Genomic DNA, 25070 nt, shown 5'->3' on the forward strand with positions numbered 1-25070 from the left:
AGATTAAGCTTCGACGACCTGAACCGCGATTTTTTTAGCAGGATCTACTTTACGACGAACTTCTGGTACTGGTTCGCCATGATATTGGCGGTCAGCAAAATAACTTGAACGAACCATTGGTGCAGACCAGATATTTCTAAAGCCAAGTTTACGGCCATGCTCTGCATAGCGTTCAAACTCTTCTGGTGTTACAAAACGGTCAATTGGCGCGTGTTGTTTAGAAGGTTGTAAATATTGACCGATAGTCACATAGTCGACATCGTGAGCACGTAAGTCATCAAGTAATGCAATCACTTCTTCTTCAGTTTCACCAATACCTACCATCAAACCACATTTTGTTGGAATGTCAGGGCAGTATTCTTTAAACATTTTCAATAAGTTTAAAGAATGTTGGTAATCTGAACCTGGACGCATGGCTTTATACAGACGAGGTACAGTCTCAATGTTGTGGTTAAATACGTCTGGTGGACATTCAGTCATAATGCGTAAAGCAATATCCATACGTCCACGGAAGTCTGGCACTAAAATTTCGAGTAATGTATTTGGACTAAGCGCACGAGCTTCTTTAATACAGTCCACAAAGTGTTGTGCACCGCCGTCGAGTAAGTCATCACGGTCAACCGAAGTAATTACTGCATATTTGAGCTTAAGATTGGCAATTGTCTCTGCCATGTGACGAGGCTCATCAGGGTCTAATGCATTTGGACGCCCATGTGCTACATCACAGAACGGACAACGACGTGTACAAATATCGCCCATAATCATGAATGTTGCTGTACCACCACCAAAACACTCTGGTAGGTTAGGACAAGCTGCTTCTTCACAAACGGTATGGAGTTTTTGAGCACGTAAAGTCGTTTTAATACGCTGAACTTCTTCTGGTGCCGTCATCTTGACACGAATCCAGTCAGGTTTACGCGGCACTTCAACCGTAGGTACAACTTTTACAGGAATTCTTGCGACTTTTTCTGCGCCACGAAGTTTTACACCCTGTTCAGGTTTACGGTGTTCTGACATATTTAACTTTTCCACTCGTTTATAGAGACATTGACATTGTATTATAGCGGAGTTCTTTGGTTAATAGCGGAAAATAACTATTCATATAATAAATGTGGTTATTCAGAAATATAGGGTTGAGAAATACATAAATTCACCGCATATTAGTCATAATCTATTATAAAATATGGTCATTCAAGAGAGGAAGGAGCTTTCAATGCCACGTAAAAAAGAGGTCGTTAGTGGGAATTTCGTTAAGTACGATACGGTAGTTCTCGGTTCTGGACCTGCAGGTGAAGGCGCGGCAATGAAGCTTGCAAAAGCGGGTAAGCGTGTTGCAATTGTAGATGTGCGTGATCAACTTGGTGGTAACTGTGCTCACGTAGGGACTATTCCAAGTAAAGCATTGCGTCAAACAGTATCTAGTATTATCCGCTATCAACGTGATCCAATGTTTCAAAAAGTAGGTGAATGGAAACAGTTCACCATGAAGCAGGTTTTGCGTAATGCACACAAAGTAATTCAACAACAAGTTGATACCCATACACGCTTTTATGACCGCAACAAAATCGGTGTATTCCATGGCCGTGCATATATTCAAGATAAAAATACAGTTTTAGTTTTTAGCCATGAAGGCATTAAAGAAACAATTATCTGTAAGCAAATCGTGATTGCGACAGGTAGTCGTCCTTATCATCCACAAGGTCTCGACTTTGACCATCCTCGTGTATTTGATTCAGATAAAATTCTTGATCTTGATTATTCAATTCAAAAAATCATTATTTACGGCGCAGGCGTTATTGGCTGTGAATATGCTTCAATCTTTATTGGTTTAGACCATAAAGTTGATTTAATTAATACTCAGCAAAAACTATTAAGTTATTTAGATGATGAAATTGCTGATGCTCTGTCTTATCACTTACGTGAGCAAGGGGTGTTAATTCGCCACAACGAGCAAATGGATCATCTTGAAACGTTTGATGACCACGTTGTTTTACACTTACAAAGTGGTAAAAAGATTAAAGCTGATGCGATTCTTTGGTGTAATGGCCGTTCAGGAAATACAGAAGGTTTGGGCCTTGAAAATGTCGGATTAGTACCAAATAGTCGTGGTCAACTTTCTGTAAATGATCAGTATCAAACTGAAGTTGAAAACATCTATGCTGCTGGTGATGTGATTGGTTGGCCTTCACTTGCTTCGGCTGCTTATGACCAAGGACGCTGTGCTGGTGCGAACATGAGTGGTGAAGATGCGAAGCCAGTGCGTGATATTCCAACAGGTATCTATACAATTCCTGAAATTTCTTCGATTGGTAAGAATGAACAGGAATTAACGGAAGAGAAAATTCCATATGAAGTGGGACAGGCATCTTTCCGACATTTAGCACGTGCACAAATTACGGGTGATACCGTGGGTGAGTTGAAGATACTTTTCCACCGCGACACTTTAGAAGTTTTAGGTATTCACTGTTTTGGTAATAATGCTGCCGAAATTATCCACATTGGGCAGGCAGTTATGCACAGCCCAAATAATACCTTGAAATATTTTGTTGAAACGACTTTTAACTATCCAACAATGGCTGAAGCATATCGTGTAGCTGCACTTAATGGTATGAATCGTTTATTTTGATTTTAAATAAGTTTTTCATAAAAAAGCCCGCAAACTTGCGGGCTTTTTTATTTTCATTAGACCATACGATTTTTATATTTTTATGACAATGTACAGACTGATTTTAGTGTCTCATCTATCTAGTGTGCACAAAATGCTTGATTAAAATATTCAAATAAATCAGGCGTCTGCTTCCATAATACGATAGAAAGAACCAGAAGAGCGGCAATGAAGAAAGTCATAATTGTTTTCAAAAGTAAGGCATTATGCGTCATGAATAACAGCCTCCTCATTTACAAAGAAATGTACGATTACCCCTAATATACTCAATGCAATAGAGCAGAGCCAAATCGCATTGTAATTACCTGTTAAGTCATGGTTAACACCACCAAGCCAACCGCCAAAGAAAGAACCAACTTGATGGGTGAAAAACACGATTCCGCTCAGCATTGAAAGATATTTAACACCAAACATATTTGCCACAATGCCGTTTGTAAGCGGAACTGTAGAGAGCCATAGAAGTCCCATGATGATGCCAAAAGCATATACCGTATAAGTGCTTAAAGGTAATAATAAAAAGGCAATGATTGCGATGCCACGGCTTCCGTAAAGTGCCATTAATAATTTAGGTTTCGAGAAACGGTCTCCCAACCAACCTGCACCGTAAGTTCCCACAATATTAAATAACCCGATCAAAGCTAGAAATACTGTACCTGTGGCTGCATCAAAGCCGTGATCGATTAAATAGCCTGGTAGGTGGACACCTAAGAAAACAACCTGGAATCCGCACACTAAAAAACCTAAAGCTAACCACCAGAACGGCTTATGTTTTCTAGCAATATTTAGTACTTGTTTAAAGGTGAGCTGAGGTTGAGCGATTGCTTTTGGGGCTTGGTTGCTTGGCCCTTTTAACATCCATGCTAGAGGAATGATAAGAGCGATTAACAGCGCACTTACCATTAAAGCTGACGACCATCCCACTGTTTTAAGTAAGAGAAGAGTGGAAGGCAGCATAATAAATTGGCCAAAAGAACCAGCTGCACTGGCAATGCCCATTGCCATACTTCTTTTTTCTGGTGGAGCAGCTCGGCCTACTGCGCTAAGTAATACTGTGAATGAAGTGGCTGATAAAGCTAAACCAATAATAAGACCTAGGCTCAAATTCAAAATGAGTACACTTGAGCTAAAAGCCATTAAGAGTAAACCAAGGGCATAAAGTAATCCGCCGACAGCAACCACAACTTTACTGCCATATTTGTCTGCGATTGCACCGGTAAAAGGCTGCACAGCTCCCCAAATTAGGTTTTGCATAGCAATTGCGAGACTAAAAACATGCTGACCCCAACCAAAATCATGGCTCATTGGGACCAGATAAAGTCCGAAACCATGACGTACACCTAATGAAAGAGCCAAAATAATGGCACTACCAATGAGCATATAAATGAGTGATTGAGAAAACTGGTTGCTTGTTTTAGTCATTGTGAGTGTAAAGTTATAAGAATGTGATGAATCATTGTAAAAAATATATCGAATAATATCGATATATCTATAAAAATATTTAAGAAGAATTAAAAAGCTTGAAAGAGGTATGTGACGCTATAAAAAGTAAATAAGCAGAAATCATTTTAATTTCTGCTTATTATGAAAATTAAGCTGCGGAATTACGTTCAAGTAGAGCTTGTTCAAAAAGTACTTTTTCCTTTTCTTTATGCTCGGTTGTGAAGCGAATCAAAATTACGCTACAACCTGCAACCATAACCAGTCCACCTAAAATAAAGAGACAAGTTTGAACATCAAGTACACCTTTTAACAAGAAACCAGCTGCTACTGCTCCAGCATTCCCACCTGCACCAATAATTCCAGCAACACCGCCTAATGCATTGCGATCAATAAATGGTACCAATGCATACGTTGCGCCGCAGGCCATGTGAGTAAATAGTGCAAAGATAGTCATTGAAAGAATAGCGAGAGTGACGCCGTTCATTTGAGAGAAAAGAATCAAAAATAAACCTTCGCCTAAAATCATGAGTACAAGTACTTTAGTGCGTCCGTCTAGTCCTTTTTTAAGTGCGACTTTATCTGAAATAATGCCTCCCAATGCCCGTGCGAATAATGCGAGAAGGCCAAATATTCCGGCCGTTAAGCCCGCAGTTTTTAAATCCATTTTGAACTGATCAACATAGTACATCGCTGCCACGTTATGGATAAAAATTTCGATACCGAAGCATGCGCCATAAGCAAGAAATAAAATCCAGACGCGGTAGTTACGAGCAGCTTGCATTAAAATTGCCATACCGCCTTTTTTGCCACTGCCAACTTCAATACCTTGTGCGCGAACTTCTTTAAAATTTCCTTGAGGGCAATCTTGAGTTAGTTTCCAGTAAAGCACTCCCACAATCACCATCATTACACCAGGTACGATGAGAGCAATGCGCCAACCCATAGTTTGTTCGACACCAAACATGACAATTGCACCGAGTAATAAAGGCATTAACGCTTGAGTTGCACCGCCACCAGCATTGCCCCAACCAGCTGCTGCTGCATTTGCTGTGCCTACAACGTTAGGCGCAAACATAATACTTGTATGATATTGCGTAATGACAAAGCTTGCGCCAATTGCACCAATCAGCAAGCGGAAGAATAGAAAAGATTCATAACTGTTAGCAGCAGCGACACCAAATACCGGAATACTGCCGAGTAAGAGTAGGGCTGTATAGGTAATTCGTGGACCATATTTATCGCAAAGTGGTCCTACAGCAAGTCGTACTAAAATCGTAATCGCAACGGCGGCAATATTAATATTGGCAATTTGATCTTTTGTTAAGCCAAATTCGCCTTTAATAACAGGCATTAGAGGAGCACATGCAAACCATGCGAAAAAACACACAAAAAATGCGAGCCAAGACATATGGAACGCACGCATGGCTGGAGTTGAGAAACTAAATAATTTAATCTCAGTTGCTTTTTTTGCATCTAGATTGATATTTGAAGACATACGCCGTCCCCCTGAACTGAACGAAATTTTAATTTGCATGACAAAATGAAATGTCTATTTGCATACCGATCAGAGCGGACGTCATTGGCCGTCTTGGTTTATCCATTGAATCGCCATTGATTCATCATGTTGTAATAAAGCAAAGGACGTGCCAAAAAATAATTTTTACTAAGAGGAAAACTTTAGTTTTTAATTTTATTAAATTAGTTAGAAATTAAGAAAATTAATGACTAAAACAAAATTAAGAAAATAGGAAGCAATAGGAAAATGATGAGAGATTCTTTTAATAAGAAATGCTCATTTTTTTAGCATATTGGTTTAAAAAGAAGCAGCTTTAATTTTTTTAATAAAAAAGCTATAAAAGCCTTTAGTAAAGCTTTTATAGCTGGGGTGCTTTTAAAAAATTAGAAACGATAACCTATACCAACATATGTGATCAGTGGATCGATATCAATGGTCGTTTTTGCACGAATTAACTCTTTTCCAGTATTGCGATCAATTACATTAATTTTGGCATCACTGCTCATTTTTGAGTATGAAACTGAACCTACAGCAAACCAGTTTGGTTTAAAGTCATAGGTTGCGCCTAATGTAACAATTGGCGCAAAAGCATCAGTCGCTTTAAGTTTTACAACTGGATCTGCAGAAGATGTTTTACGATCTAGTGCTGCACCTGCCTTATTATCATGAATATTCTGTATCATGTGACCCGCTTGAATTAAATCGGCTTCAATACCAGAATTCATTTTTAAATCATTAAAGTAGGCATACATCACACCAGCTCCAATATAAGGACGGAACTTATTTACTCCTGTTTTGCCAAACTGATATTGCAATTCCACAGCTGGTAACCATGCACGTGCAGTCGCAGCCTTACCCCCTTGAGAAAGATCAGTAATATGAATGTCTTGTTTTAAAGGAATATCCCCACCCGCTTTGGCAATACCATCTCCTAAGATTCCTCCAATCACAGATCCATCTTTTAGTGGAGTAGCTTTACCAGAAAGAGGAGCATAAATATTACCTTTTCCATTAATATCTACTTTAGGTGGAATACCGCCTTTAATTTCTAAAGATAAATTGTCCGTAAAGTTGTAGTTAAACATAAGTCCGGCAGTATCAACATCAGCAGCTTCTAAGCCAGAACCTTGTTGTTCCCATTGAGACAGACCATTAATTTCTGCTGTACCTGCAAGTGATGAGGGAAGGGTGTCAGTAAACTTATCCAGAAGGCTAATAGTGCTATACCAGAATTTTCCTGAAGGTTTACTTTGGTCGATTGCGTCTAAAACGGCTTTTGTAGATACATCTCCAACTTTAGAAGTAGTTCCTTCTGCAACACTAGTATTAATATTAACTGGATTTGCGCTTCCTTGTGGCATGGCATGTAACCAGCCAGCAGAAACCGAAAAACGCTTGAAACCATCACCATCTTTAAAACTAAAATATGGTGAAGCAGCGAAAGTGACTGTAGGCAGAGCAAAAAAGGCAGCTGTCATACAAAATAATGACTTTTTCATCATAAAGGACTCCATGTCCGGACATTTGTTTACTGATTTTTATTGAGCCCACCATAGCGCGTTTTATTAAAATGATTGTGTAATAAAAATTAATAATTGTAATGTTTTTGAAATATTTGTTTATATTTAGAAAGATTTATTAATAAAAAGTACAAAATAAAAAATAAAAGGCTACATAAAGTAGCCTTTTATTAAATCTGATTAAATTATTAATTGAAGCGTGAGAGGTCTTCTTCAGGACGAGCTGTTAACACTTCAATACCTGTTTGAGTCACTAAAATAGTATGTTCATACTGAGCAGAAAGTTTATGGTCTTTAGTTACAACAGTCCATTTATCACCAAGCAATTTAGTCTGCCAAACACCCGCATTGACCATAGGTTCAATGGTAAAAGTCATACCTGCTTCTAAACGCATACCTGTACCAGGTTGTCCATAGTGCAATACTTGAGGTTCGTCATGGAAGACAGTACCGATACCGTGGCCGCAATATTCACGTACTACGCTAAAACGTTCTGACTCGACATATTTTTGGATGGCATGGCCAATATCACCTAAATATGAACCGTCTCTAACCGTTGCCATTCCACGATACATTGCTTCTTGAGCAACTTTACATAAACGGTTTGCCAAAATAGAAGTCTCACCACCCACGATATACATCATGTTAGTGTCGCCGTGATAACCGTCTTTGATCACGGTTACATCAATATTAAGAATATCGCCGTTTTTCAAGATTTTATTTTCAGAAGGAATACCATGACATACAACATGGTTAACCGAAGTACAGATAGAGTGTTGAAAAGCAGGGCGTCCTGGAGCACCGCCGTAACCTACGCAGGCTGGAATAGCGTGTTGTACATTTTCAATATGATTACGGCAAATCGTATCAAGTTCGAGGGTGCTTACACCGGCCTTAATATACGGCTTGATCATCTCTAGAACTTCAGCCGCCAGTCGTCCTGCAATGCGCATTTTTTCAATTTCATCTGGTGTTTTGATTAATCGACGTGGAGCTGTATAAGTACTGTTCATGATCTCTAAAAACTTTTGGTAATTTACAAGCGTCTATGGTATAAATAGCCGCCCATTTTATCAAATGCTTTTCGTGAATATCTTTTACGAAGAATTTTGATAGGTGGAGTAAAAAATCCGCACATATATCGTCACATTACTCTGGGTGCCCGTAAAAAGGTGGAGAATGCGGATATATGGAGGCCTAACCCAACTTTTAAGGTAAAGAAAATGGCAGATTACAACGTAAGCATGCGCGACCTTCTTCAAGCAGGTGCGCACTTTGGTCACCAAACTCGTTTCTGGAACCCAAAAATGCGTCAATACATTTTTGGCGCGCGCAACAAAATTCACATCATCAACCTTGAGCACACTGTTCCTGCGTTAAATGATGCTTTGAACTTCGCTAACCAATTAGCAAGCAAAAAGAACAAAGTTTTGTTCGTTGGTACAAAACGTGCTGCTTCTAACATCATCCGTGAACAAGCTCAACGCGCTGGTCAACCATATGTAGACCACCGTTGGTTAGGTGGTATGTTGACGAACTGGAAAACACTTCGCCAATCTATCAACCGTTTAAAAGATCTTCAAACTCAATCTCAAGACGGTACTTTTGCTAAGCTTACTAAACGTGAAGCTTTAGAACGTACTCGTGAGATGGAAAAACTTGAGCGCTCTTTAGGCGGCGTTAAAAACATGGGTGGTTTACCTGACGCATTATTTGTAATCGACGTTGATCACGAAGCGATTGCAATTAAAGAAGCTAAGAACTTAGGTATTCCTGTTATCGGTATCGTTGATACAAACTCTAACCCAGATAACGTTGATTACGTTATTCCTGGTAACGACGATGCGATCCGTGCAGTAACTTTATATGCTTCAGCTATGGCTGATGCAATTCTTGCTGGTAAAGAATACGCTCAATCTCAAGCGAACGCTCAAGCAAAAGGCGATGACGCTGCGAAAGACGCTTCTGAGGCTTAATGCGTTTTGACGCAGGCTTGTCATTTTTGCGACATGTAATGGTGGCAAATTAAGCGTCGAGAGTGCAAACGGCCCAGAGTTTCTTTGGGCCGTTTTTGTTGAACAGATTTATTTTCTACCGATTTTAGGAGATCAACATGACTGCAATTACTGCAAGCATGGTAAAAGAATTACGTGACCGTACTGGTCTTGCAATGATGGAATGCAAAAAAGCATTAACAGAAGCGAACGGTGACATCGAACTTGCTATTGATAACCTTCGTAAATCTGGTCAAGCTAAAGCTGCTAAAAAAGCTGGCAACATTGCTGCTGACGGTGCAATCACTATCGTTCAAGACGGTAATAAAGCGATCTTAGTTGAAGTAAACTGTCAAACTGACTTCGTTGCTAAAGACGAAAACTTCTCTAACTTTGCACACGCAGTTGCTGCTGCTGCTTTAGCTGCTGGCGAAACTGATGCTGCTAAAATCGCTGAATTAAAATTGGCTGATGGCCAATCAGTTGAAGAAGCTCGTATTGCGCTTGTTCAAAAAATCGGTGAAAACATCCAAGTTCGTCGCGCGAAAATCGTTGAAGGCGAAAACTTGGCTATCTATAAACACGGTTTAAAAATCGGTGTTGTAGTTTCTTACACTGGTGATGCTGACACTGGTAAAGGTATCGCAATGCACGTTGCTGCATTCAACCCAGTAGCAGTAAGCGCTGAAGCTGTTCCTGCTGACCTTATCGCTAAAGAGAAAGAAATTGCTGAAGCGAAAGCGTTAGAATCTGGTAAGCCAGCGAACATCGTTGAGAAAATGGTAACTGGTTCTGTTGAGAAATACTTAAACGAAGTTGCTCTTGACCGTCAAATGTACGTTATCGACAACGAGAAAAAAGTTGCTGATGTATTAAAAGCAACTGGTACAACTGTTGCTAACTTCGTACGTTTCGAAGTTGGTGAAGGTATCGAGAAAAAAGCTGAACTTAGCTTTGCTGAAGAAGTTGCTGCTGCTCAAGCTGCTGCGAAGTAATTCGTATCTTCAAAAAAAGCCCCTATGGGGCTTTTTTTATCCCTGTTGAAATCGGAATATAAAGATGACAAATAAAAAAAATCTGAGTATTGGCGGCATTATTATTTTATTAATCGCTGCATATTTCGGTCTGGATTTATCTGGGCATAAGAAAAATCAATCGCCATCATCAAGTCCTGCCACTCAGCATACTGAAACTACGTTTTCAAATGATGGGATAGATACTATAAAAGCTGCCTACGATCGCAGACAAAGTAATGTTCAAGTGCAGGGAAGTGGTCGAGTAAAAGCAATTTTAAGAGAAGATAATGATGGGACAAAACATCAGAAATTTATTCTTGTATTAAAAAATGGTCTTTCAATTTTGGTCGCACATAATATTGATTTAGCACCAAAAATTGAAGATTTACATAAAGGGGATATTGTCGAATTTAATGGTGAGTATGAATATAACGAAAAAGGTGGTGTATTGCATTGGACGCATCATGACCCACAAAACCGCCATGAAAATGGTTGGTTGAAACATAACGGGCATATTTACCAATAGAAATAGAGTATACATTTCTATCTAACAGCAATTTTGTTCTATGCATCTTTTTAAAACATGCTATGTTTTTTTTAGATAAATAGATGAGATGTATATATGCACCGGGAACAGGCTGACTACTTGCATTTGCGAGAGTTGGGCGGTTTAGAATTATTAAAAGCACATTACCATCAAACGCAATTTTCAAAGCATACCCATGAGGGATATTGTATTGGTGTTATTGAAGAAGGTGCACAGTCTTTTTTTAGGACGGGTCAATTACATGTCGCTCCTAAAGGCGACATTATTTTGGTGAATGCAGATGAAATTCACACAGGCTCATCTGCTGTTGAATCGGGCTGGCGTTACCGTGCAATCTATCCTACACCCGAAATGCTTGCTGAAGTAAGCCAAGATTTTTTTGAGCAAGGCCATGGGGCACCTTGGTTTCCGCAAGCAGTTATTCAGGACTTGGGTTTGTCTCAACAACTTTGTTTATTATTTGATTTATTAGAACAAAAAGACAATTTTTTGCTTAAAGAAACCATGTATCTATCCACATTAGCATGTTTAATGATGCGCCACGGTAAATCTCGACACACCTTTTGTGAATTACCAGAAGCTTATTCGAAAATATTAAAAGTTAAAGATTTGTTGGCAGATATGCCTGAAAAGAATTTTTCTTTGCAGGAATTGGCTGACATGGCCGGATTAAGTGCTTGGCATTTTTTAAGACAATTTAAAAAACATGTGGGTTTGCCACCTCATGCGTGGTTAGTGCAGGCACGTTTGCAAAAAGCGAGACAGTTGTTAAAGCAAGGTGATCAAATTGTGATGGTTGCACAGCAATGTGGATTTTCTGATCAAAGTCATTTTAACCGTCATTTTAAAAAGGCCATGGGTGTTACACCTACCCAGTATGTAGCAAGTCTTAATCTCTAAAATTTATTTTTATTTCTAAACGCAATTTTGTTCAAGAGAAGTTAACCTGCATAGAAGAAAATCTATAAATATTTAATATTATAGATGTCTAGAGATGAATACTCCTTTAAATCAATCTATTAGATTTTCTAAAAGCCGACCTCCGCATGTTTTTTTACGAGGGGCGGTAGATATACTGCCATTGTCTATTTCGGTTATTCCGTGGGCTATTTTGGCTGGTTCAATGGCAATTCATGCAGGTTTATCATTTTATAAAGCATTGGCAATGTCAGGAATTGTGTTTGCTGGTGCTGCACAATTGGTCAGTTTGAGTATGGTGATGGAGGGTGCTTCATTATTAACAATCTATATCACGATTTTCTTTCTTACTGCTCAACATTTTATTTATGCATTAACTTTAAGAAATGATATTTCTATTTTGTCTTTGCCCAAACGATTAAGTTTAGGTTTTTTACTAACAGATGAATTGTTTGCCTTAAGTGCTCCGAACGAAAAAAGGCATCCTCATTATTTATTGGGGGCGGGTATATGTTTTTATTTATTTTGGGTAATTTTTAGTCTAGTTGGAATTTTATTGGCTACGGCGATTCCAGATTTATTGTCCTACCATTTAGATTTTTCGATTATTGCTATTTTTGTGGCCATGATTATCCCTATGTGTAAGGAAAAGCCTGTCATAGCCGGAGTTTTAACAACTTGTTTTAGTGGTTTTATTCTCAAATTTTTTCATGTTGAAGGCGCCATTCTGATTTCCGGTTTATTGGGAATGCTAATTGCTGTTGTTGCAGAAAATAGAACAGGAGAAAAATAAGATGTCATGGCTCATGATTTTAGGATTAGCGGCTATTGTGTTTTTTAATCGTTATTATTTTTTGGAACCCAGTGTAAAAGTAAAATTACCTATATTGATGAATAAAATGTTGAATTATTCAGCCCCTTGCTTATTAACTGCTATTTGTATACCAGTAATTTTTTTTGAAGGAAATGAACTAAGAGGTCTTTTAGATAATCCATATTTATATGCGACAATATTTTGTATTGTAATTGCTTTTTATTTAAAAAAAGTCTTACCAAGTGTGCTACTCAGTCTGGCATTTTTCTATTTTATAAATTTTCTAATAAATCAGTAAACTTAAGCTGAACCTCAAAGATTCAGCTTTTTAATAAATTATTGAGTAATCAATTTGTTCTGCCGACTTTTCCACTTTGGCAATATTTTTCCAAGATAGGCATCCATACACCAAACTGGGCCAATCAATAGAAATTGCAAATCTTTAAAGAAAGAGGGCTTTTTACCTTCAACTTTATGTCCATAAAATTGTCCAACCCAAGCAATCACAAAAATTGCAATATAAAACCCTATACCTACAGGTAGGGCATAAATGAGCCAAGCCATCACAACGAGAAGCGCAGCCATCGCTACTGCAAGTACAAGATCGAGTCGAGCATAGAAAATAAGAGTCAGTACAATGAGTAAAGCAGTGAGCAAAGCACTAAAGTGGGCGATGATTCCGATAATAGAAAACAAAATAGCTGGGACGCATACCCAATGAATTTTCTTATTCGTTGGATTTTGATGGCTTTCACTGTATTCATCAAACCATTCAGCAATAGATTTCATAGACCTTGTTCTCCATGTCTAATTTTGAGTCATTCTTTTTATGTCTATATTTTATCCTGTTGTTATGTAGATAGACAAGAAAAGTCAAAAATCTTCCTTATCGTACATTCATGTGACCTTAAAAATTAAGGACTGATCATCTGGAAAAAGCAGGGTGGAAAAAATTAAAAAATAATCTTAAAAGGCAGCACAATCGTTTTAAAAAATCAGGCTATTTATTTTTGGATTTTGAAGTGAGGAAATCCTTACAAAAACCACTTTTTTATGAAAAGTTGGAAAATAATAGAAAAAAGCTCAACTCAACTTGCTTTAAAACGCTATAAACAGCTTTTTTGGGACTAAGGTGGTACTAGGGTAGCGGAATTTTTTTAAAATGGCTCTAATCAAAAAATATAAGCAAAAATGAATGAGTAATAAAATGATGTGTTTTTGGGTTAAAAAATAATCAATTTTGTAATTAAAAAATGAGTAAAAAAACAAAATTTTTAGCATGATTTTTATATTTTTGGGTCTAAAAATTAAAAAGCCACAAATTAATTTGTGGCTTTTCCATGAACTCTAGGAGTAATCGCTTATGAAGTAGGACCGTCTACACGTTCAATACTTACTTTTGCAGTACCAGCATTGGTAATACCAAGACGTTTTGCAGCACCGTATGATAAATCAAGTACACGATTTGCATGGAATGGACCACGGTCGTTTACTTTTACTACCACACTTTTACCATTGTCTTTATTTGTAACACGGATATAACAGTTCAATGGCAGACTACGGTGAGCAGCAGTAAGTGCATTCATATCGAATGTTTCACCACTTGCAGTTTTACGGCCATGAAATTGACGACCATACCAAGATGCCATACCAGTTTGGCTAAACTTACGAACAGTATTTGAAGCTACTGTGTTAAGTTTTTCAATCACTGAAGGCTCATCTTCAGGGATTTCAATTTTAGCTGCGATAGCTTGACGACGAATTTGATCGCCAGAACGTTCAGTGATTGAAAGACTGTTAATGTTAGAAAAACGAGAATTAAAGCTTTGAGTATCTTTACTCAATACACGTGCAGCTAAATTTGCATTTGGACCATCTACATCACTGTTTAATGATGATGACTGCATCATTTCAGCGTGCAGTGGGGCCATGCTTAAACTAGCCGTCAGTGCAAGAATGTATTTCAGCGATAACTGCATTTATATAAACTCCTGAGAACATGCTCTTTTTCTTTTAGCCAACAGGCTAAAAATTGAAGTGAACATGCCTAATTATTCACTTTTGCAATTGCTTGATTGGGGTGGATAATATTCATCGCTTACGGAGAGTGTCTAGTCTTTAACGAGAAATAGTTACAAAAAGGGCAAAAACTTACAGTTTTAGGTTAAAAAATAACCAAATATGTAACAAAGTATTTAAAATGTATGTATTGTGATCGATTTAACAAAAATATTTATTGACTTTTACATAAACTCATCAAAAAGCTAGCCTATCGGCTAGCTACCTCTGTGCCTAATAACCATACAGCAGTCGCATACATTCGACTTTTGTTATAGGTTGTAATTACCTGAAAATTTGGATAGGTTAAATAGTAAATTGGACCGTTATAGTCTTGTAATTGAATAACATTTACCATATCTAAGTCATCAATTTTAACTAATGGGTTTAATGGAGAAATTCCCTGATTTTTGAGCACACCATACGGAGTAGGTTGAGTGAGATCTTTAGCAATAATACTTTCTGGATTTGAGCCTACATAACGAGCCATAAAACCAATTGGCTGATCACGTTGCCAACCTTGCTTTGCTAGGTAATTTGCAATTGAACCAATCGCATCTTCCGCAGAGTTACGAAGATCGATATGACCATTACCATCAAAATCTACTCCATACTTACTGATATTACTTGGCATAAACTGTGGATAGCCAATTGCTCCAGCATAAGAGCCAACAATACTATTGGTTGGATAGCCTTCTTTGTAAGTCCATGCAATCAGAGCAGCTAACTCATCACTAAAATAATCAGCACGGCGAGGGTAACCAAATGCTAATGTTGCAAGTGCGTCACGAGTGATAAAAGAACCTTTATTTGCCCCATATCCAGTCTCAACACCTAAAATACCCAAAATAACAGCTTGAGAGACACCAAATTGCTGTTCAGCTCGGTTAAGCGCATCTGCATATTGATTTTTAAACCGGACACCACGTTGAATAGTACCTTCAACTAAAAACATAGAGCGATAATCGTACCAAGGCTTACTTTCTCCTGGACGAGTCATAATATTTATAATGTTTGGTAAATTTTTTGCACCGCTCATCGCGGCATCTACTTGTACACTACTTAAACCATAAGTATTCATGGCTTTTTGTTTAAAATTTAAATAATTAGGATCATTTACAAAATCATTGGCTTGAGCAAAATGACTTGTGCTCACTAGGCCGGTACACAAGGCAAGCGCTTTTAAAGTTTTATTAATAAATTGAGACAACATATCTTTTTAAAATTCCAAATTATCGATGTGTATGAATAGACATGACTAAACCAAAAGTGGCCATTAAAGTAATAATAGCGGTACCGCCATAACTCATAAAAGGTAAAGGAACACCCACTACAGGTAAAATACCACTGACCATTCCTGCGTTTACAAATACATAAACAAAAAAAGACAAACCAAAGGCACCAGCAACTAAACGACCGTAGTTATGAAAGCTCTGTAAACCAATCTGAAATGTTCTAAAAATAATAGCTGAATAAAGAATAACTAATATAAGTACGCCAATTAGGCCAAATTCTTCGGAATAAGCCGCAATAATAAAGTCAGTATGGCCTTCGGGTAAAAAGTGTAAATGTGATTGTGTACCTTCAAGAAAGCCTTTACCTGAGAAACCACCAGAACCAATAGCTGTTTTGGACTGAATAATATTCCAGCCTGTTCCTAATGCATCTGCTTCTGGGTCAAGTAGCGTTAGAACCCTTTGACGCTGATAGTCGTGTAAAAGAAATTCCCAGGCAATTGGAATAACAATAGCTGCACAAGCTGCTGCGGCACCGATCATGCGCCAAGATAACCCACTTAAAAATAGTACGAAAATACCACTTGCTAATACGAGTAGAGAGGTTCCTAAGTCAGGTTGTTCTGCAATCAGTAAGAAAGGAACACCAATTAACATTAATGATAAAACAACTTGAGAAAAGCTTGGAGGAAGTGGTTTGCGTGCTAAAAACCATGAAATCATCATTGGCATGCCAATTTTCATGAACTCACTGGGTTGCACGCTTCCGAAACCGGGAATATCGATCCAGCGTTTAGCCCCCATGCGGACTTCACCAAAGACCATAACTCCAATTAAGGAAAATAATGCAAATAAATAAAAGTAAGGTGAAAAAGCTTGATAAACCTTAGGGGGAATTTGAGCCAGACTAATCATGACTAAAAAGCCAATACCAAAGCTCATGGCTTGTTTACTGACTAAGCCTACATCTTGTGCAGATGCACTATATAGTACCGTTAAACCTAATAGGGCATTTAGGAATAAAAATAGGCATAACCACGGGTCAATATGAAGTTGCTGCCAGCGCGATGGTTGCATGGCAGTACTAAGACCATCTCGAGGAGCTTGGCGTAAAAATTTATATTGTGGACTAGGAGACATGCGGCTTTAACTAGGTCAATCAGTGCTTGGCGCATGCTAACATAAACCTGATTAATGGCAATGTATATCAATATTTTGCAATAAAAAAACCTGGCTCTCGCCAGGTTTCCGATAGTCTATTTTCTGTTAGTTAAAGAATAAACTATCGTGATATTCAGCCATCGCTTTTAGTTCAGTGCGATTTAAACTTGGAATAAGTTTGTCGATCGCAATGTGGACTGCTTTTGTTACAGCTGCTGCGCCAATATCAGCTGCTTTGCGCTTAATCATGCCTAAATCTAATGTTTTATTAAAATCAGACATAAAGTGTCTAACCATAGCATCACCAAACTGTTTATATAGTTCTGCTAAGGCTGCTTTATTAATGTCATTACCTGCTTGAAGCTCGGCAAAATTATGCTTCAAATTAGTAACTAAACCAGCATCTAAAGCTACACCAACTTTATATTGACCTTGTGGGTCTTTAAATAAGCTTTTCTCTGAAAACTCCACGGATTGTTTAACAACATCGTTTGGTGCTTTACTTAGTAATTGCTTTAAAAGCACAGCAACTGTTGATTTGACATAACCAGCTAGTTTTTCGGCAGTATCTCTTTTTTCACTCGCTGGGAAATGTTGTACTAACTGAGTCAGTACATTTTCAATAATTTCCTCATTAAGTTGTAAAGCAATTTTGTCTCGAAGTGGATATAACGGTTCACTGGAATTCTTATTCGCAATTCCAGTCTGTATATCGTTCAATAAGCCTTCAGAAGGGGTAAAACCAAAAAACGGCATGGTGTATCCTCAAATTATTCGTTTTATTGTCGTGCCAATCGAATCGGTTTTGGCATCCATGATAGATCCGATACTCGGCAAGGATTGATATCAAGTCCACCGCGGCGAGTATAAGTTGCATAAACCATCAGCTTTTCAGGTCGCAAATTTTGCCAAATATCTGCAAAGATTTGCTCAACACACTGTTCGTGGAAACCATTATGCTGACGGTACGAGATAATATAAGCTAAAACACTACGATAACAAGGTTTTTTGCCTTTAAAACGGATAAAAACTGTACCCCAATCTGGCTGTCCCGTGACTGGGCAGTTACTTCTCAAAAGATGAGAATACAGTTCAATTTCGACTTCTTCACCAGACTCATCCAGTTTTAAAAGTGATGCATCGGGATGTTGTTCTAAACGTTCAGGTGTTAGATCATCAATACAAATGCCTTGTGGTTTAGAAATATCAAGTTCATCTACTTGAAATAGCGTTAGCTCAACTTTGGCACCAGCTGCAGACGATAGATCTTTTTCAACCGTTTCAATAAATAACTCTTTAGAGCCAAACTGGGTGAAGTTAAGACTATTGAAGTATAGCTTTAATGACTTTGATTCAATCAAATTTGGTGAAGAAGCAGGCAGGGTAATTCTGCCAATCGCAACCTGTGGAATACCATGCGAGTTTAACCAAGATATTTCAAAAACATGCCACCAATCTTTACCTTGGTTGATACCTTCAATATGTGAATATTTTTCACGAGATTGAGCACGTGCAATTGGAAATAACACATCGGGTTGATAGCTAGTTGGATATTGGGTTTCTTTACCCAATAAAGACTGTTCGACACTCATTCACGCATTCCTGAACCACGAGCAAGTAAATAGTAGGCAATTCCATAAAGTACAACACAACATAATGTCACAATGATTAAAGAGAACGTAACGTTCACGTCACTATGACCTAAAATGCCGAAACGGAAAGCATTTACCATATACACAATAGGATTAATTAAAGAAAGTTTTTGCCAAAAAGGACCAAGGGCACTAATGGCATAAAACACACCACCTAAATAGGTGAGTGGAGTAAGTACAAAGGTTGGAATAATAGAAATATCATCAAATGATTTTGCATAGACTGCATTAATAAAGCCGCCTAAGGAAAATAAAACGGATGTAATTAATACTGTATATATAGTTACGAACCAGTTATGTATAAAAAGATGGGTAAAGAACATGCTCATCGCAGTAACAATGGCACCAACCAAGACACCACGACAAATACCACCAATCACGTAGCCCCATAAAATAATATGTAAGGGCACGGGACTCATGATGAGTTCTTCAATACTCTTTTGAAATTTAACACTGAAGAAACTAGAAGACACGTTAGCATAGCTGTTCGTAATAACAGCCATCATGATTAAGCCAGGTACAATAAACTGCATGTAGCTCACGCCGCCCATTTGCCCAATACGTGAGCCAACCAAATTACCAAAAATGACAAAATACAAGCTCATGGTAATCGCAGGTGGTAATAAAGTTTGTGGCCAAATGCGAAGAAAACGGCGTACTTCTTTACGAACTAAAGTCCAAAGGGCAATTTGCAGTTGGTTAAAGTTCATTTTGCCGCTCCTTCAAGATTTTTCTCGACCATTTTGACAAATAGCTCTTCAAGGCGATTCGATTTGTTACGCATACTACGAACACGAATACCTTGTGACTCTAAAAGTTGGAATAAGTCATTTAATGTATGTGCTTTATCCATTGTTACTTCTAAAGTACTACTATCAATTAAGTTGAACTTCACACCAATAATATTGAGCTGGAGTGGGGCAATTGGTTCTGCTAAATCAAAAATAAAAGACTCTTCACTCAGCTGGTTTAGGAAATTTTTCATGCTGGTATCTTCTTTAATGACACCACGGTCAATGATGGCAATTTGACGACACAACATTTCTGCTTCTTCTAAATAATGTGTCGTTAAAATAATAGAAGTACCGTTTTCGTTCATTTCGGTCAGAAAATCCCACATAGAACGGCGTAATTCAATATCTACACCCGCAGTAGGCTCATCTAGAATAAGAAGTTTAGGTTCATGCATCATGGCACGGGCGATCATTAGTCGGCGTTTCATACCACCAGACAGCATACGTGCTTGTATATTACGTTTTTCCCACAAGCCAAGTTTTTCTAAATAATGTTCCGCTCGTTTCTCGGCAATCTTTTTATGAATACCGTAATAACCAGCCTGGGTAACTAAAATATCGAATGCTTTTTCAAATTGCCCGAAGTTAAATTCTTGGGGTACAACGCCAAGCTGCTGTTTTGCCAACGATGGATGAGTATCGAGATTATGTCCAAAAATCTCAACAGTTCCTGAAGTTTTTTTCGTGAGGGAGCTGATAATACCAATGGTTGTTGATTTGCCGGCACCATTTGGGCCTAACAACGCATAAAATTCACCTTCAGGCACAGTGAGGTTAATACCTTTTAACGCCTGAAAACCATTACGATATGTTTTGGACAAATCTCTTAAAACCAAAGCATCAGTCATGAAATTCTCACATTATGAAAGAGGGGTATATTTTGAGCGATAATGATTAATAAACCAAGTAAAATAGTCGGAATTTAATGAAATTGAGATAATTTTATGAAGTTATTATATATAAATTGGTGCGCCCGGCGGGCACTTGTCTAAATTTAACAACTTCTTAGGTTTTCCTGTCTTTTTCTATTATTTCATATAAAACAAACAAATGCCAAATTAGCCAATAATCTGTACTTCTATTATTTTCTATTTTTTTCCTATTATTTCGGTTACTACAATTACGCCAGAAAATTATGGCCTCATTTAGACAACGAAACGATACATGGCGAGCCGAGATAAGTGTAAACGGAATTCGCGAAAGTGCAACCTTTGATACAAAAGCACAAGCAAGGGCTTGGGCATCTAAACGTGAGATTCAGTTACGGGAACAATCGCATGGTAAACTTCCTAACCATTCATTTTTAGAAGCTATTGAACGCTATTTAAATGAAGTAAGCATAAAAAAGAAAACTCATGAGAATGAAGTCAAGCGAATGGCTTTCTTTAAAAGTGAGTATAAAAAGTTATGTCAAAAACAACTCTCAAAGGTCACCATTGATGATTTAGTCCAATGGCGTGATCACTTATGAGCAACCACAATCAGCCCCGCAAGTTCCTGAACCATCTTTTGCTGATAAGGCACTTGGATTAGGTGAAACAGCACTATCTTCTGCAACAGGCGCTACGAGCGGTACGCTTGGGATGATTGGTGGAACCATTAGTCAAGCAGGCCGAGAAATCATGTCAGGTAGCTTTGGTACACCTTAAGTAGCTCAATGTATTTCTCAAAATGCAGCAGAAGGCGCAGCAGACTTAACCTATGCATCTTGTACTCAAACAGGCCAAGAATATACTCAAGTTTTGGGTGAAATATCCGAGCCTTTAGTAGCTTTAACCCCTGCTTTGAGTGAGTTAGCGTTAGCAGGACAAGCTGCTCGTGGTGTTGCACCAATTGCACAAGGTGAGGCTATTAGAGCAGGGCAAGCAATTGCACCAATAGCTGAGCGTGCAGGACAAATGGCAGTAAGACCAGTTCAAGCTGTAGCTAATGCCATTCATTCAGGTGTTCAACGCATGGGTGAGATGGTAGGCTTAAGAACACCAGAAGCAGAAGGTCCAGCACCTGCAAATGTTGGTGCAGCTCAAGTCGATCAGGCCACAATCCGTCAAGCACTTTCTCAAGATTTACCTTATCCAGTTCAATTAACTGAAGGACAAATGAATCGGGATCCCGCCCAACTCAAGTTTGAAGTTGAAACTGCCAAGGATCCAGAACTTGGTACTCCTCTTCGCCAGCGTCAAGAAGAACAACATCAAGTAATGCAACATAATTTGGATGCTTTTATCGATATGACTGGTGCTAAAGCCACCAATATGCTTGAAGCAGGATTATCAGTTGATAAAGCACTTCAAAAGCAATTGCAGGCAGATAAAAATAAGGTGCGAGTAGCATATGCAAAAGCTGATAAGTCAGATGAAGCAAAAAGACCAGTAGACCTTACTCAGCCAGTGAGATCAGGCGAGAATGATCCAATGTTTGTGATTGATTATCTGAACTCTCAACCGGATTTGCCAACTACGCCGATTTTAACTAGTGCAAAGCGCACAGCAGAATCTTTGGGAATAGCAAGACGTGGAGAGAATGGCGAATTTGGATTCTATGCACCCCGCCATGCAGTATGTGAGACAGAAAACCTTCAGTTTGACAATGTTAAGTAAGCATTTAAGGCAAATAATCTTTTTAACAACACTTATAGAAACTTTAAGTCTGTGGCCGCAGTAAATCCTGATGGATCATTCACAGGTGAGGTTGGGGTTGATATATATGATGGAAACAAGGTTTACACTGGTACAACCAACCTGCTAGAAACATTCTTAATGAATAATTTTAAGCAGTCATATAATGTGCAAAACTTTCAAACGTTACCTTTAAAGAATAGCTATGGCGAGCATATTGCAAAATCAAATGGTGATTCTGAAACAATTAATTTCTTTATTGCAAACCCCCACAATTTAACTATATTAGGATGCGGTCAAGAAGATGTTAAGGGAGCACCTCTATATATTCTTGCTGAAGATGGTGTAGAGAACTGTTCTATCACTGTAGATGGCTTTCAGGCTGTATGGGGAACAAATGGCACAAATACAGATAAAGGTATTAATCTGGCGACTGTAGATGGTCCGGTTACAGCTACTTTTTTTATCTAATTTAAAGAAAAGTGGAACTGGATTTTTATTTGATGGGCTTTTTATTGCTCGTAGTGGTAAGGTAATAAATTCAGGTTCAAATATTGGAAGTAGTGTAATTGTAGCTAATGGTCAATATGTTGATCTTATTAATGTAATGCAGGTTGGTGATGGTGGTTTAGTTAAATCATCTAAAGATGTTGGGACAGACTTGAATAATGGTATTGAATGGAAAGAAGGAGTAGTGCATAAACTTGTTAAAGGTGCAACTCTCAACATTCCAGGAGGTCTAACAGACTGCTGGGGCACATCAACATACTATGGGCTAAGTGCTTCTGAAGGTGTTCAAGTTCTTCATTTGACAAACTCAAATAAGACATGGCGCTGAACGGTATTGTCTCCATCAAATATTGGGGCATGGGAGTAATTATTTAAATATTGTGCTTTTAGCTTTATTAATTTCATTTGGTCTGTAGAATTATGACGTCTGTAACTCTACAAGATCAAAATGAAAAGCTCTAATGAATCAAAAGCTATATATTTCTTGGTTACTTTTTTTATTGGCTTAATATATGTTTATTTTGCGGTTTCTATGCCTAATGAATGGTTTAGAGACCGTAATTATTATGTACTTTATGCTGAAATTGCAGGAGATTTGATAAGTGACTATGACTCAATTTTATCACTTTTAGTTAATGAGCCACTTTTTCTAACTACCGCAAAATTTTTTGGTGATGCGTTCTCTGCTGATGCTTTCCCCAAATTCATGTGTGCTATTATTACAAGTATATTTGTCTATGTAGTTGCCAAAAAATCAAGAACATTCATAATGTTCGCACTGGGAATTATATCGCTTTTTTTTGTTTCATACTTAGAAACTGCCCAGATTATGGTGCTTAGACAAGGCTTTGCAACTGCAATATTTTTACTTGTCTTTCTTTCAAATATAAGTGACAAGAAAAAGCTCTTAACTTGTTTTATTCTTTCTTTCTTTCATTCTGTTTTCTTCATTGTGTCGGCTATTTACGCACTATATTTATTCTATTTGCGAAAGAAAAGCACGAAGACAATGATTTCAATAGTTGCAGTTGTGTCAGCTATCTTATTCTTGTTCTCTAGGTTTCTTCTTGAGTACTTTGGATTTAGACAGGCCGAACTATATTCAAGTGAAACAGGAAGCGGAGGCGGGGGAGCTTTTGTTTTAAGTATTTTTATATTCTTGTATTTATATTTTTATGGGGATAAGGAAAATAAAGAACTATATGACTGGTCGCTGATTGGAGTTGTGCTATTCCTTGTGGGGTATTATTTATTCTTCTCGGCTGGACGTCTGTATGTTTCATTCTTCCCATTTATCTTGGTTCTATTGATATCAAGATCAAGGCTACAAGATATATTGTTCTTAACTGTTATCAACCTGATTTATATCATCTTGTTCTTCAATGGTAGTTACCTAATTTTGTTTGAAGCAAAGGATCCATTTTATATCAGCACATTATTCTCAAATCATGTAAGTAATCTTCTTACTTTCTTTTAAACACACATCAAACCATCACAAGCCCTTTGCTTCAATAGCTTAGGGCTTTTTTATTGCCTAAAACATAGGGGGTAGCATGTCTGAAAAGGCGGCAAATATGGTTGAAGTGGTTGCATCCACTGCGGCTACAAAATCAATGTATGCGGGGAGCGGAGTGACGTTATTTGGCTGGTATTTTCAGGTCAGTGCAGCTACCGCTATTGGTTTAATTATTACGGTTCTAAGTTTTTTAGTTAATTTCTATTTCCAGTTTCGGCGGGATCGAAGAGAACGACTGGAACATGCAGCACGTATGAAAAGCTATAACGGAGCATGTGATGGAGAGTAAGCAGATTATTACTGTTGCAGTATTGGTTCTAGCATTATTGATTCTAATTTTCTTATTTTTCTTTGATATCCCAAAAGAAAATAAGGATTTAGTTAATATCTTTTTAGGTGCAGTTGTTGGTTGGACTGGTACCATCGTCAATTCTTATTTTGGGCATGATCGAACAAAGGCAGGATCAAATGACATTTAAAAATTTTTTTGATGCTGCCCGCGTCATTGCTGGTGGCAAACTTACACAAGCACAAGTATATGATCTAAATAAGGTGGTTGATAAACTTGCGCCTTCTGGCATGACTACAAGTGATGTTGGAGTGGATCTAATTTCTGGCTTCGAAGATACGCGCTTCAAAGCTTATGACGATGGCGAGGGAGTCTGGACTATGGGAACTGGCACCACAGTTTATCCAAATGGAGTGAAGGTAAGGCAAGGTGATACTTGTACACCTGAGCAAGCAAAAGCCTACTTTAAATACGACTTAACTAAATTTGAAAAGACTGTAAATAATTCAGTCACAGTGCCTTTAACTCAAAATCAGTTTGATGCATTGGTTTCACTGACTTATAACATTGGTTCAGATGCTTTTCATAATTCAAATTTGCGTAAGCTACTTAATAAAGGTGACTATCAAGGTGCTGCTAACCAATTCCTTGTATGGAATAAGGCAGGAGGTAAGGTTATGAAAGGTCTAGTTCGTCGCCGAGAAGCTGAACGACCACTTTTTTTAAAGAAGTAACTTATAGGTGTACGCGCACCAAAGTTGCATCGATCATCACATTGCTGTGTTTAATCTTCTCCGGTTGCACAGC

Annotated in this window: 28 protein-coding genes and 1 pseudogene; 16 read left to right on the forward strand and 13 right to left on the reverse strand. The window is 38.0% G+C overall.

The genetic code is table 11. The features are described from left to right. Positions 1–3 precede the first annotated feature (3 nt). Complete coding sequence (lipA, locus tag F984_RS05685; RefSeq protein ID WP_001289255.1) at positions 4–1017, reverse strand: lipoyl synthase; 1014 nt, start codon at positions 1015–1017, stop codon at positions 4–6. Between the two features lie 196 nt (positions 1018–1213). Here lipA and sthA point away from each other — a divergent pair, with 196 nt between their 5' ends. After that, positions 1214–2626 (forward strand): Si-specific NAD(P)(+) transhydrogenase, encoded by a 1413-nt coding sequence (gene sthA / locus F984_RS05690; protein ID WP_002052850.1) that lies wholly within the window; start codon positions 1214–1216, stop codon positions 2624–2626. A gap of 243 nt (positions 2627–2869) precedes the next feature. On the opposite strand, the gene F984_RS05700 is transcribed toward sthA, so the two are convergent. From F984_RS05700 to map, 4 genes are all read right to left on the reverse strand, one after another. Next, the gene (locus tag F984_RS05700; protein WP_004707752.1) at positions 2870–4084 is read right to left on the reverse strand and encodes an MFS transporter; all 1215 of its coding nucleotides are present in this window, start codon (positions 4082–4084) and stop codon (positions 2870–2872) included. A 169-nt stretch (positions 4085–4253) separates the two neighbouring features. After that, on the reverse strand, positions 4254–5600 hold the full coding sequence (locus F984_RS05705) for an MFS transporter (RefSeq protein ID WP_004707755.1): 1347 nt from the start codon (positions 5598–5600) through the stop codon (positions 4254–4256). Positions 5601–6004: 404 nt separating this feature from the next. Further along, positions 6005–7123 (reverse strand): OmpW/AlkL family protein, encoded by a 1119-nt coding sequence (locus tag F984_RS05710; protein ID WP_004707756.1) that lies wholly within the window; start codon positions 7121–7123, stop codon positions 6005–6007. A gap of 206 nt (positions 7124–7329) precedes the next feature. Next, positions 7330–8154: a type I methionyl aminopeptidase gene (map, locus tag F984_RS05715; RefSeq protein ID WP_004707758.1), complete on the reverse strand. Its 825-nt coding sequence runs from the start codon at positions 8152–8154 to the stop codon at positions 7330–7332. Between the two features lie 210 nt (positions 8155–8364). Here map and rpsB point away from each other — a divergent pair, with 210 nt between their 5' ends. The 6 genes from rpsB (at position 8365) to F984_RS05745 (ending at position 12728) form a co-directional block, all read left to right on the forward strand. Further along, the gene (gene rpsB / locus F984_RS05720) at positions 8365–9117 is read left to right on the forward strand and encodes a 30S ribosomal protein S2 (protein WP_001982118.1); all 753 of its coding nucleotides are present in this window, start codon (positions 8365–8367) and stop codon (positions 9115–9117) included. A gap of 137 nt (positions 9118–9254) precedes the next feature. After that, on the forward strand, positions 9255–10130 hold the full coding sequence (gene tsf, locus F984_RS05725; protein WP_002052897.1) for a translation elongation factor Ts: 876 nt from the start codon (positions 9255–9257) through the stop codon (positions 10128–10130). Positions 10131–10194: 64 nt separating this feature from the next. After that, positions 10195–10677, forward strand: a complete 483-nt coding sequence (locus F984_RS05730; protein ID WP_004707760.1) for a DUF3465 domain-containing protein — start codon at positions 10195–10197, stop codon at positions 10675–10677. Positions 10678–10773: 96 nt separating this feature from the next. After that, a complete protein-coding gene (locus F984_RS05735) occupies positions 10774–11598 on the forward strand; it encodes an AraC family transcriptional regulator (protein WP_004707762.1) in 825 nt (274 codons plus the stop codon). Positions 11599–11692: 94 nt separating this feature from the next. Further along, positions 11693–12409, forward strand: coding sequence for an AzlC family ABC transporter permease (locus tag F984_RS05740; RefSeq protein WP_004707764.1), 717 nt, complete (start codon positions 11693–11695; stop codon positions 12407–12409). A 1-nt stretch (position 12410) separates the two neighbouring features. After that, positions 12411–12728, forward strand: a complete 318-nt coding sequence (locus tag F984_RS05745) for an AzlD domain-containing protein (protein WP_004707767.1) — start codon at positions 12411–12413, stop codon at positions 12726–12728. 38 nt (positions 12729–12766) lie between these two features. Here the strand turns inward: F984_RS05745 and F984_RS05750 are convergent, their stop codons facing one another. The 8 genes from F984_RS05750 to F984_RS05785 form a co-directional block, all read right to left on the reverse strand. Next, complete coding sequence (locus tag F984_RS05750) at positions 12767–13219, reverse strand: Mpo1 family 2-hydroxy fatty acid dioxygenase (RefSeq protein WP_002052736.1); 453 nt, start codon at positions 13217–13219, stop codon at positions 12767–12769. A 572-nt stretch (positions 13220–13791) separates the two neighbouring features. Next, the gene (locus F984_RS05755; protein WP_002052473.1) at positions 13792–14409 is read right to left on the reverse strand and encodes a septal ring lytic transglycosylase RlpA family protein; all 618 of its coding nucleotides are present in this window, start codon (positions 14407–14409) and stop codon (positions 13792–13794) included. Between the two features lie 290 nt (positions 14410–14699). Beyond that, positions 14700–15701 carry a lytic murein transglycosylase B gene (gene mltB, locus F984_RS05760; RefSeq protein ID WP_002052939.1) on the reverse strand — a complete coding sequence of 334 codons (1002 nt, stop codon included), beginning with the start codon at positions 15699–15701 and terminating at the stop codon, positions 14700–14702. Positions 15702–15720: 19 nt separating this feature from the next. Beyond that, positions 15721–16863, reverse strand: coding sequence for a rod shape-determining protein RodA (gene rodA, locus F984_RS05765; RefSeq protein WP_004707770.1), 1143 nt, complete (start codon positions 16861–16863; stop codon positions 15721–15723). A 126-nt stretch (positions 16864–16989) separates the two neighbouring features. Further along, positions 16990–17640, reverse strand: a complete 651-nt coding sequence (locus F984_RS05770; RefSeq protein WP_002052502.1) for a hypothetical protein — start codon at positions 17638–17640, stop codon at positions 16990–16992. 23 nt (positions 17641–17663) lie between these two features. After that, the gene (queF, locus tag F984_RS05775; RefSeq protein WP_004707772.1) at positions 17664–18476 is read right to left on the reverse strand and encodes an NADPH-dependent 7-cyano-7-deazaguanine reductase QueF; all 813 of its coding nucleotides are present in this window, start codon (positions 18474–18476) and stop codon (positions 17664–17666) included. After that, on the reverse strand, positions 18473–19246 hold the full coding sequence (locus F984_RS05780; RefSeq protein WP_002052782.1) for an ABC transporter permease: 774 nt from the start codon (positions 19244–19246) through the stop codon (positions 18473–18475). Before F984_RS05780 ends, queF begins: the two co-directional genes overlap by 4 nt. Next, positions 19243–20178 (reverse strand): ABC transporter ATP-binding protein, encoded by a 936-nt coding sequence (locus F984_RS05785; protein ID WP_002052950.1) that lies wholly within the window; start codon positions 20176–20178, stop codon positions 19243–19245. Before F984_RS05785 ends, F984_RS05780 begins: the two co-directional genes overlap by 4 nt. Before the next feature lie 287 nt (positions 20179–20465). On the opposite strand from F984_RS05785, the pseudogene F984_RS05790 reads away from it, so the two are divergent. The 9 genes and pseudogenes from F984_RS05790 to F984_RS05830 all read left to right on the forward strand — a co-directional run. Beyond that, positions 20466–20792: pseudogene (locus tag F984_RS05790) on the forward strand (site-specific integrase); the annotation flags it as partial. Further along, positions 20788–20979: a hypothetical protein gene (locus tag F984_RS22745; protein WP_004707776.1), complete on the forward strand. Its 192-nt coding sequence runs from the start codon at positions 20788–20790 to the stop codon at positions 20977–20979. The pseudogene F984_RS05790 and the gene F984_RS22745, both read left to right, overlap by 5 nt. 93 nt (positions 20980–21072) lie before the next feature. Beyond that, positions 21073–21930: a hypothetical protein gene (locus tag F984_RS05800; RefSeq protein WP_004707778.1), complete on the forward strand. Its 858-nt coding sequence runs from the start codon at positions 21073–21075 to the stop codon at positions 21928–21930. A 51-nt stretch (positions 21931–21981) separates the two neighbouring features. Next, positions 21982–22419 carry a hypothetical protein gene (locus tag F984_RS05805; RefSeq protein ID WP_004707780.1) on the forward strand — a complete coding sequence of 146 codons (438 nt, stop codon included), beginning with the start codon at positions 21982–21984 and terminating at the stop codon, positions 22417–22419. Beyond that, positions 22388–22786 carry a hypothetical protein gene (locus tag F984_RS05810; protein ID WP_004707782.1) on the forward strand — a complete coding sequence of 133 codons (399 nt, stop codon included), beginning with the start codon at positions 22388–22390 and terminating at the stop codon, positions 22784–22786. The genes F984_RS05805 and F984_RS05810 overlap by 32 nt, the downstream gene beginning before the upstream one ends. A gap of 120 nt (positions 22787–22906) precedes the next feature. Next, complete coding sequence (locus tag F984_RS05815; protein WP_004707784.1) at positions 22907–23935, forward strand: EpsG family protein; 1029 nt, start codon at positions 22907–22909, stop codon at positions 23933–23935. 76 nt (positions 23936–24011) lie between these two features. Beyond that, complete coding sequence (locus F984_RS05820) at positions 24012–24263, forward strand: holin (RefSeq protein WP_004707786.1); 252 nt, start codon at positions 24012–24014, stop codon at positions 24261–24263. Continuing rightward, the gene (locus F984_RS05825; RefSeq protein WP_004707788.1) at positions 24253–24453 is read left to right on the forward strand and encodes a hypothetical protein; all 201 of its coding nucleotides are present in this window, start codon (positions 24253–24255) and stop codon (positions 24451–24453) included. Before F984_RS05820 ends, F984_RS05825 begins: the two co-directional genes overlap by 11 nt. Beyond that, the gene (locus F984_RS05830) at positions 24443–24997 is read left to right on the forward strand and encodes a lysozyme (protein WP_004707790.1); all 555 of its coding nucleotides are present in this window, start codon (positions 24443–24445) and stop codon (positions 24995–24997) included. The genes F984_RS05825 and F984_RS05830 overlap by 11 nt, the downstream gene beginning before the upstream one ends. The last annotated feature ends 73 nt before the right edge of the window (positions 24998–25070 follow it).

This window comes from Acinetobacter nosocomialis NIPH 2119 (assembly GCF_000368085.1).
Taxonomy (GTDB): domain Bacteria; phylum Pseudomonadota; class Gammaproteobacteria; order Pseudomonadales; family Moraxellaceae; genus Acinetobacter; species Acinetobacter nosocomialis.

What these genes read in the sequence shown, in the direction of transcription:
- F984_RS05740 (WP_004707764.1), top strand. Translation starts at nt 11,693, where the DNA reads ATGAATACTCCTTTAAATCAATCTATTAGATTTTCTAAAAGCCGACCT.
- F984_RS05745 (WP_004707767.1), top strand. Translation starts at nt 12,411, where the DNA reads ATGTCATGGCTCATGATTTTAGGATTAGCGGCTATTGTGTTTTTTAAT.
- F984_RS05710 (WP_004707756.1), bottom strand. Translation starts at nt 7,123, where the DNA reads ATGATGAAAAAGTCATTATTTTGTATGACAGCTGCCTTTTTTGCTCTG.
- rodA (WP_004707770.1), bottom strand. Translation starts at nt 16,863, where the DNA reads ATGTCTCCTAGTCCACAATATAAATTTTTACGCCAAGCTCCTCGAGAT.
- F984_RS05810 (WP_004707782.1), top strand. Translation starts at nt 22,388, where the DNA reads ATGGTCCGGTTACAGCTACTTTTTTTATCTAATTTAAAGAAAAGTGGA.
- F984_RS05730 (WP_004707760.1), top strand. Translation starts at nt 10,195, where the DNA reads ATGACAAATAAAAAAAATCTGAGTATTGGCGGCATTATTATTTTATTA.
- F984_RS05755 (WP_002052473.1), bottom strand. Translation starts at nt 14,409, where the DNA reads ATGCAGTTATCGCTGAAATACATTCTTGCACTGACGGCTAGTTTAAGC.
- F984_RS05770 (WP_002052502.1), bottom strand. Translation starts at nt 17,640, where the DNA reads ATGCCGTTTTTTGGTTTTACCCCTTCTGAAGGCTTATTGAACGATATA.
- F984_RS05700 (WP_004707752.1), bottom strand. Translation starts at nt 4,084, where the DNA reads ATGACTAAAACAAGCAACCAGTTTTCTCAATCACTCATTTATATGCTC.
- map (WP_004707758.1), bottom strand. Translation starts at nt 8,154, where the DNA reads ATGAACAGTACTTATACAGCTCCACGTCGATTAATCAAAACACCAGAT.
- F984_RS05735 (WP_004707762.1), top strand. Translation starts at nt 10,774, where the DNA reads ATGCACCGGGAACAGGCTGACTACTTGCATTTGCGAGAGTTGGGCGGT.
- sthA (WP_002052850.1), top strand. Translation starts at nt 1,214, where the DNA reads ATGCCACGTAAAAAAGAGGTCGTTAGTGGGAATTTCGTTAAGTACGAT.
- F984_RS05830 (WP_004707790.1), top strand. Translation starts at nt 24,443, where the DNA reads ATGACATTTAAAAATTTTTTTGATGCTGCCCGCGTCATTGCTGGTGGC.
- F984_RS05780 (WP_002052782.1), bottom strand. Translation starts at nt 19,246, where the DNA reads ATGAACTTTAACCAACTGCAAATTGCCCTTTGGACTTTAGTTCGTAAA.
- F984_RS05705 (WP_004707755.1), bottom strand. Translation starts at nt 5,600, where the DNA reads ATGTCTTCAAATATCAATCTAGATGCAAAAAAAGCAACTGAGATTAAA.
- rpsB (WP_001982118.1), top strand. Translation starts at nt 8,365, where the DNA reads ATGGCAGATTACAACGTAAGCATGCGCGACCTTCTTCAAGCAGGTGCG.
- lipA (WP_001289255.1), bottom strand. Translation starts at nt 1,017, where the DNA reads ATGTCAGAACACCGTAAACCTGAACAGGGTGTAAAACTTCGTGGCGCA.
- F984_RS05825 (WP_004707788.1), top strand. Translation starts at nt 24,253, where the DNA reads ATGGAGAGTAAGCAGATTATTACTGTTGCAGTATTGGTTCTAGCATTA.
- F984_RS05750 (WP_002052736.1), bottom strand. Translation starts at nt 13,219, where the DNA reads ATGAAATCTATTGCTGAATGGTTTGATGAATACAGTGAAAGCCATCAA.
- mltB (WP_002052939.1), bottom strand. Translation starts at nt 15,701, where the DNA reads ATGTTGTCTCAATTTATTAATAAAACTTTAAAAGCGCTTGCCTTGTGT.
- F984_RS05820 (WP_004707786.1), top strand. Translation starts at nt 24,012, where the DNA reads ATGTCTGAAAAGGCGGCAAATATGGTTGAAGTGGTTGCATCCACTGCG.
- queF (WP_004707772.1), bottom strand. Translation starts at nt 18,476, where the DNA reads ATGAGTGTCGAACAGTCTTTATTGGGTAAAGAAACCCAATATCCAACT.
- F984_RS05785 (WP_002052950.1), bottom strand. Translation starts at nt 20,178, where the DNA reads ATGACTGATGCTTTGGTTTTAAGAGATTTGTCCAAAACATATCGTAAT.
- tsf (WP_002052897.1), top strand. Translation starts at nt 9,255, where the DNA reads ATGACTGCAATTACTGCAAGCATGGTAAAAGAATTACGTGACCGTACT.
- F984_RS05815 (WP_004707784.1), top strand. Translation starts at nt 22,907, where the DNA reads ATGAAAAGCTCTAATGAATCAAAAGCTATATATTTCTTGGTTACTTTT.